Here is a 6,579-nt window from a genome sequence, read left to right on the forward strand (position 1 = left end):
TAGGCTTTATCAGGCGGCGTCGAGGGAAGCAGCAAGATCGGCAATCAGGTCATCGGGGTGTTCAATCCCGATCGACAGGCGGATCGTCGATTCCAGCACGCCGATGCGACGGCGTACATCCACAGGCACACCGGAATGCGTCGTCGTTGCCGGATGGGAGGCTAGCGATTCCGTGCCGCCGAGGCTGACGGCCAGCTTGAAGATCTGCAGGGCGTTCAGGAATTTGAACGATGCCGGCTGGCCACCCTTGATGTCGAAGGAGAAGGTGGAGCCCGCACCGCTGCACTGGGCGGCGAAGGTACGGCCCGTTGCCGAGGATGGATCCGTGTAGGGGAGATAGTGGATTTGCTCGACCTTCGGATGATCCCGCAGGAAATCGGCGACCGCCCGTGCGTTGCTGTTTGCCCGTTCCATGCGGATCTGCAGCGTTTCCAGCGACCTGCCGAGCATCCAGCAGGAATGCGGATCGAGCTGAGTGCCGATCGCTCCGCGCAGTGCTTTCACCTGTTTGATGACGGCTTTTGAGCCGAGGGCGGCGCCGGCGATCAGATCGGAATGGCCGCCAACATATTTGGTCAGCGAATAGAGGGAGATATCGGCCCCGTGCTCGATCGGCCGCTGAAAGACCGGGCCGAGCAGCGTATTGTCGCAGGCGATGATCGGCGTGTGTCCTTGCCTCTTGCCGATCGCATCGGCAATGCGGCGGATCATGGCGATATCGACGAGACTGTTCGTGGGGTTGGCCGGTGTTTCCACCAGAATGACCGAGACACGGCCTTTGGTCATCGCTTCCTCGGCAGCTGCCGTCACCGAGCCTTCGTTGACGCCATCGGCGAAGCCGACGGCGGCTACTCCGAGATTGAGGAATGTCTTGGCGACTAGCGTTTCCGTACCGCCATAAAGCGGCTGCGAATGCAGGATCGCATCGCCCGGTCGCGCGAAGGTGAGAAGGGTTGTTGCGATGGCCGACATGCCGGAGGAAAACAGCGCGCCGCTTTCTGCCTTTTCATAGACGGCGAGGCGATCCTCGACGATTTCGCTGTTCGGGTGGTTGAAGCGTGAGTAGACGAGCCCGACGCCAGTGCCCGCCGGCGGTTCGGTGCGGCCGGAGATATAATTGAAGAAATCGCGTCCGTCCTCGGCCGATTTGAAGACGAAGGTGGAGGTCAGGAAAACAGGCGGTTTGACCGCGCCCTCGGACAATTCCGGGTCATAGCCGTAATTCAGCATCTGAGTTTCGGGATGCAGCGCATGGTTGCCGATATGCGTTTTGGACGGATGCGGCGCAGTCATGACGGTCTCCTCGGCCGATGATATGAATTTTAGACTCACATTATACATCACTTAGGATGCCGGCTCGCTATTCGTCATCATCTGCGATGTGGTTTCGGCATTGATCCTAATATGGGCCGGACTATCCAACTCGCGCATGGCTATCCGGAATACGACAGAAAGGCCGCAATATTCGTGAGCGGTGCTCGCCTTGAGGCCGTGCCGTCCCAATTTTCGAGAGCTTCCGGCTTCGCTGCCGCAGTCGTGGCAGAAACGGGGCGTTTCTTGATCGACCGGTTCCAATCGATGAGCAAGCTCGGAGGCGAAATGCATGAAGAAAACCAGTGAGGTTTACATTTGAAATCGGGCGTTCGAAAATTTGTGTTTAGCGATCTTCAGAAAATCGATGGTTACATCGATCCGCCGGATGCGCTTGTCTTCCTGTCTTTGATCGAAAAGCAAAGGCAGGAGAAACTTTATGGCGGCCTCGCCGAAATCGGGGTTTACTACGGGCGGTCCTATTTTTTGCTGCGCAAGATCAGCGCACCCGATGACAATGTGCTTGCGATCGATCTTTTCGACATAGAAGCGGATGGTGCGCAATATCAACGCTTCCTCGACAATGGAAGATCACTGGGCATTCCCGTTGATGAGGATCTCGTCATAACGGGTGATAGCACCGGGCTCGATCCGCAGGCCATCATCGACAAGGTTGGGCAGGTTCGTTTTTTCAGTATCGATGGAGGGCATTTGCTTCGCCACATCGTTGCCGATAGCCGGTTGGCGAAGAGCGTACTGGCCGATCATGGCATCATCGCCTTTGACGATACGTTCAATCCGGCCTGGCCGGAGGTGACGATCGGTGTCTCGGATTTTCCGCGCAGAAACAGCGATAGCTTTGTCGCCTTTTGTGTGACGAAGTACAAGACCTATGTCTGCCGCCGGGATTTTCATGGGCTCTATCGAGCCGCACTTGGCAGAGCACGACATCTCCTGCCGTTTGAACATGTGGAGATGGATTTTCTTGGCTCGAAAGTTCTCAGGCTGCACAATCCCATCAACCGGAGAGTCGCCTATGAGCTCTTGCGGCGGCTGGGTTTGGGCGCCATGTCCGAATGGGCCTATCGTTCAGCCTGACCTTGAGCCGGCCTCGCCTGCTGGTGGCGGAGTGACAGGGATTTCGTTTTTCAAGTAATCCTTCAGAGAGGCCCGCCAGAAGCGGGCCCCTCATCGGTCCTGATCAGTAGATTTCCGGCACATACATTTCCGGCGGCACCGGCGTACGGTGATAATCTGCATTACGCATGCGTTCCGGCAGCACGATTTCCGGCTTCGGCACGCTTTCGTAGGGGATCTGGCTCAGAAGATGGGCGATGCAGTTGAGGCGCGCCTTCTTCTTGTCGACGGCGTGGACGACCCACCACGGCGCTTCCGGAATATGGGTGCGCTCCAGCATCTCTTCCTTGGCCTTGGTATATTCCTCCCAATGCACGCGGCTCTGTAGGTCCATCGGCGACAGTTTCCACTGCTTCAGCGGATCCTGGATGCGCATGTTGAAGCGGAATTCCTGCTCTTCATCGGTGATCGAGAACCAGTATTTGATGAGGATGATGCCGGAGCGAACCAGCATGCGCTCGAAATCCGGCACGGAGCGGAAGAACTCCTCCAATTCCTCCGGCGAGCAGAAGCCCATGACGCGCTCGACGCCGGCGCGGTTATACCAGCTGCGGTCGAACAGCACCATTTCGCCCGCGGTTGGCAGGTGCGCTGCATAGCGCTGGAAGTACCATTGATGCCGTTCGCGCTCGGTCGGTGCCGGCAATGCGACGACGCGGCAGACGCGCGGATTGAGGCGCTGCGTGACGCGCTTGATGGCGCCGCCCTTGCCCGCGGAATCGCGCCCTTCGAACAGCACGACGACCTTCAGCTTTTTGTATTGGACCCAGTCCTGCAGGCGCACGAGCTCGTGCTGAAGCCGGAAAAGTTCGCGGAAATAGATGCGGCGGTCGAGCGTCGCCTCACCTTCGCTGATAAGGCCTTCTGCGACCAGTTCGTCCAGCCGGTCCTCTTCGAGCTGCATCTCCAGCTCTTCGTCGAAGCTGTCGACGATCTCATCCTTGATACGGCTGAGCGGGTCCTGGGTTTCGTCGGTCATTGTGCGCCTCCTGCTCTGTTTTCATGTTGATGCTGCAGCCCTGGGCTGCTGAGAGCCGGCACGGTGCTCAAGCATGTGCCGGCTATGGCTGCGGTGTTATTCGGCGGTCCAGCCGCCGTCGACGGAAAGCGTCGTGCCGGTAATCTGCTTTGCGGCGTCACTGCACAGGAACACCGCGATAGCGGCAACTTCGTCGACGGTTACGAATTCCTTCGTCGGCTGGGCGGCCAGCAGCACGTCATGCTTGACCTGCTCTTCCGTCATGTTGCGGGCCTTCATGGTCTCGGGGATCTGCTTTTCGACGAGCGGCGTCCAGACATAGCCGGGCGCGATGGAGTTGACCGTCACGCCGTTCTGCGCGGCCTCGAGAGCGATGGTCTTGGTGAGGCCGGTAATGCCGTGCTTGGCCGAGACATAGGCGGACTTGAAAGGCGAGGCGACCAGCGCATGCGCCGAGGATGTATTGATGATTCGACCCCATTTGCGCGCCTTCATGCCGGGAATGGCGGCCTTGATGGCGTAGAAGGCGGCAAGCAGATTGATGCGGATAATCGCCTCCCACTTGTCGTCGGGAAACTCCTCGATCGGGGCGACGAACTGGATGCCGGCATTGTTGACGAGGACATCGAGGCTGCCGAAGGCTTCCTCGGCTTCACGCACCATCGATGTCACTTCCTCGCCATTCATCATGTTGGCGCCGGAATAGCGGCACTTCACGCCGAAATCGGCTTCGATCGCCGCGCGCTCCTTTTCGATCGCATCGGCATCCCCGAGGCCGTTGATCGTGATGTTCGCGCCCTCGGCGGCAAAGGCGCGGGCGATCGCAAGCCCGATACCGCTCGTCGAACCGGTGACCAGTGCATTCTTCGAAGTCAACGAACCCATGATGCAACTCCTGCAATCTCTATGACATGGTTGGGTAGAGGGAAATGCTCAAGATGAGCGCACACTGCCAGCCTGATATGTCGCTTTGATAACAGCGCGGTTTTGCCTCGCGGCGCTGCCAATCATTGGCTGACACTTCACTGTCATGCAACCGTGCAAGTTTTCGCTCTGGCGCCCGGCGATTTCCTCCAACGACGGACAATACGATGAAGGTCGAAGACATTCTGAAGCATGCCTATGCGATGCCGCTGACCAATCCTTCCTATCCTCCAGGGCCTTATCGGTTCTTCGATCGCGAATATATCATCATCACCTATCGCACCACGCGCGAGGCGCTTGAAGCGGTCGTCCCGGCGCCGCTCGAAATCGACGAGCCGCTGGTGAAATACGAATTCATCCGCATGCCCGATTCCACTGGCTTTGGTGATTACACCGAGACCGGACAGGTCATCCCCGTGACCTATCGCGGACAAAAGGGTGGCTATGTCCACTCCATGTATCTTGATGACGATGCGCCGATCACCGGCGGGCGCGAGATCTGGGGCTTTCCGAAGAAGCTTGCCAATCCGAAGATCGTCAACGAAGGCGAAGTCATCGTCGGCACGCTGCATTATGGCAGCGTTCTCTGCGCCACGGGCACGATGGGTTACAAACACAAGCCGATCGACCAGGGACCGCTTCTAGCAGCTCTCTCGGAACCGAATTTCCTGATCAAGATCGTGCCGCATGTCGATGCCACGCCGCGTATCTGCGAGCTCGTGCGCTACTATCTGACCGATATCACCATCAAGGAAGCCTGGACTTCGCCGGCTGCCCTCGATCTTCGGCCGCATGTCATGGCCGACGTCGCGCGACTGCCCGTGCTGGAAGTGGTTTCGGCGGTTCATTTTACCGCCGATCTGACGCTCGGGCTAGGCGAAGTCGTTCACGACTATCTCGCCGAGCGCAGGTAGCCGAAGCCTTATTGTTAGACCATACTGGAGACGGATCGTGCTCGAACGAAATATCAAGGCGGTAGCGCCGACCATCCCGGAAATAGCCGCGCAATATGATCGCGTTGCCCTGGTCTTCCAGGGTGGCGGTGCGCTCGGCGCCTATCAGGCCGGCGTCTATCAGGCGCTTGCCGAAGCGGGATGCGAGCCGACCTGGCTCTCGGGCGTCTCCATCGGCGCAGTCAATGCCGCGATCATCGCCGGCAACGAGCCAGGCCGGCGGTTGCAGCGTCTGGAGCAGTTCTGGCAGATCATTTCCGGCCGCAAGATCTGGGCCTATACGCCGGAAGGCGATTTCTTCCGCGATATCCGTAATCGCACCAGTTCCTGGATGACTATGACCATGGGCCAGCCCGGCTTCTTCAAGCCGCGCTTTCCCAATCCCTGGTTCGAGCTGCCGGGAGCCGAGGGGGCAACCAGCTTCTATGACTCGGCAGAGCTCAAGAAGACGCTGGAGATGCTGATCGACTTCGACGTGCTGAACGATGGCAAGAAGCGCTTCAGCGTCGGCGCGGTGAATGTCCGCACTGGTAATTTCGTCTATTTCGACACCGACAAAGTGCGCATCGGCCCCGAGCATATCATGGCGAGCGGCGCCCTGCCGCCGGCCTTGCCGTCCATCCGGATCGAAGGCGAATATTACTGGGACGGCGGCATCGTTTCGAATACGCCGTTGCAATATCTGCTCGATCAGGAAGAGGACCGCAGCTCGCTCGTCTTCCAAGTGGATCTTTTCAGTGCCCGCGGCGTCCTGCCGCGCAGCATGCCGGACGTGCTCTCGCGCCACAAGGACATCATGTATTCGAGCCGCACGCGGCAGAATACCGACAATTTCAAGCGTATTCACGGACTGAAGATGAAGCTCCTGAGCGCCCTAAAGCGTGTTCCGAAAGAGCAGTTGACTGCGGAAGAGGAAGAGCTGATTGCGGATTATTCCGATGCCGGCGTCGTCAATATCGTGCATCTGATCTATCAGCATAAGAACTACGAAGGTCACGCCAAGGACTATGAGTTCTCCGGCACGTCGATGCGCGAGCATTGGGACATGGGCCTCGAAGATACCAAGCGCACGCTGCGCCATACCGACTGGCTGCTGCCACCCTTCAGCGACGATGCCGTCGCCATCCACGATCTTCACAGGGAAGATCCGGCTTGAGCCAATGGTGTTCTCGGCTCGACTCTAGGCTGTGGTGACGATTTAACTATCGTAGCCACATGGTTATGGCAGCGATGATGACGAAGCCTCTGAAGTTGGCGAGCAGCTTGTCGTAGCGG

The 6,579-nt window shown here is 58.5% G+C and carries 6 protein-coding genes; 3 read left to right on the forward strand and 3 right to left on the reverse strand.

Features of this window, described 5'->3' with window-relative positions; genetic code table 11:
* Nucleotides 1-9: 9 nt before the first annotated feature.
* The gene (locus FBZ99_RS22495) at nt 10-1,293 is read right to left on the reverse strand and encodes a cystathionine gamma-synthase family protein (RefSeq protein WP_145634868.1); all 1,284 of its coding nucleotides are present in this window, start codon (nt 1,291-1,293) and stop codon (nt 10-12) included.
* A gap of 336 nt (nt 1,294-1,629) precedes the next feature.
* Between FBZ99_RS22495 and FBZ99_RS22500 the strand changes: the two genes are divergently transcribed.
* Entirely contained in the window at nt 1,630-2,409 is a 780-nt protein-coding gene (locus FBZ99_RS22500) for a class I SAM-dependent methyltransferase (protein ID WP_113350694.1), read from the forward strand.
* A gap of 103 nt (nt 2,410-2,512) precedes the next feature.
* On the opposite strand, the gene ppk2 is transcribed toward FBZ99_RS22500, so the two are convergent.
* Together ppk2 and FBZ99_RS22510 are read right to left on the reverse strand one after the other, a co-directional pair.
* Nucleotides 2,513-3,427, reverse strand: coding sequence for a polyphosphate kinase 2 (gene ppk2 / locus FBZ99_RS22505; RefSeq protein ID WP_113350693.1), 915 nt, complete (start codon nt 3,425-3,427; stop codon nt 2,513-2,515).
* A 96-nt stretch (nt 3,428-3,523) separates the two neighbouring features.
* Nucleotides 3,524-4,312 carry a 3-hydroxybutyrate dehydrogenase gene (locus tag FBZ99_RS22510; RefSeq protein WP_113329531.1) on the reverse strand — a complete coding sequence of 263 codons (789 nt, stop codon included), beginning with the start codon at nt 4,310-4,312 and terminating at the stop codon, nt 3,524-3,526.
* 206 nt (nt 4,313-4,518) lie between these two features.
* Here FBZ99_RS22510 and FBZ99_RS22515 point away from each other — a divergent pair, with 206 nt between their 5' ends.
* Together FBZ99_RS22515 and FBZ99_RS22520 are read left to right on the forward strand one after the other, a co-directional pair.
* Nucleotides 4,519-5,265, forward strand: a complete 747-nt coding sequence (locus FBZ99_RS22515) for an acetoacetate decarboxylase (protein WP_113329532.1) — start codon at nt 4,519-4,521, stop codon at nt 5,263-5,265.
* Nucleotides 5,266-5,302: 37 nt separating this feature from the next.
* The gene (locus tag FBZ99_RS22520) at nt 5,303-6,460 is read left to right on the forward strand and encodes a patatin-like phospholipase family protein (RefSeq protein WP_113329533.1); all 1,158 of its coding nucleotides are present in this window, start codon (nt 5,303-5,305) and stop codon (nt 6,458-6,460) included.
* The last annotated feature ends 119 nt before the right edge of the window (nt 6,461-6,579 follow it).

Origin of the sequence: Rhizobium sp. ERR 1071, from assembly GCF_007828675.1 — a bacterium.
GTDB lineage: Bacteria > Pseudomonadota > Alphaproteobacteria > Rhizobiales > Rhizobiaceae > Rhizobium > Rhizobium dioscoreae.

What these genes read in the sequence shown, in the direction of transcription:
- FBZ99_RS22495 (WP_145634868.1), bottom strand. Translation starts at nt 1,293, where the DNA reads ATGACTGCGCCGCATCCGTCCAAAACGCATATCGGCAACCATGCGCTG.
- ppk2 (WP_113350693.1), bottom strand. Translation starts at nt 3,427, where the DNA reads ATGACCGACGAAACCCAGGACCCGCTCAGCCGTATCAAGGATGAGATC.
- FBZ99_RS22510 (WP_113329531.1), bottom strand. Translation starts at nt 4,312, where the DNA reads ATGGGTTCGTTGACTTCGAAGAATGCACTGGTCACCGGTTCGACGAGC.
- FBZ99_RS22515 (WP_113329532.1), top strand. Translation starts at nt 4,519, where the DNA reads ATGAAGGTCGAAGACATTCTGAAGCATGCCTATGCGATGCCGCTGACC.